1 protein-coding gene is annotated in these 430 nt (G+C 46.7%); it reads right to left on the reverse strand.

The window, feature by feature from the left end:
* A partial coding sequence (locus GFC01_RS19095; protein ID WP_207707662.1) for a hypothetical protein occupies positions 1–430 on the reverse strand: 430 nt, incomplete at both ends.

The raw sequence follows: 430 nt of genomic DNA on the forward strand, positions 1-430 counted from the left end.
CCTCTAATAAGGCCTGAACAATCTCTGCTTTTTCCCGTTCAGCATGGATTGTAGAATGTGGATCGACTGCTCGTTCCGCTATTTTGACGGCGAGACTCCATGACCCGAAATATGAAATAATATCGCCTAACGAAGGGGCTTTATTGTACGTCGCCCATTGTCGATAACTCGTGCTCGTGAGTCGTCCATCTTCTTGCGAGGCGTTTCGCAAGGAGACGAGCAACTCATGTTGTGTATAATTTCTTCGGCTTCCTAGAATCCCAGCTGCGACAAGCGCTTCTGGCCAAGATTCATAAACATCTAGAATCTCGAGCACCGAGGGAACGATTTTGTCTTGACTCCATAGTTGATATTGTTTGACTGTGAGGGTCGGAGTCAGAGATGAAGCTGCTTGAAGCGCTTGTATAATCTCTGCTTCCTGATTCATGAC

Source organism: Desulfofundulus thermobenzoicus (assembly GCF_009428905.1).
Lineage (GTDB): Bacteria > Bacillota > Desulfotomaculia > Desulfotomaculales > Desulfovirgulaceae > Desulfofundulus_A > Desulfofundulus_A thermobenzoicus.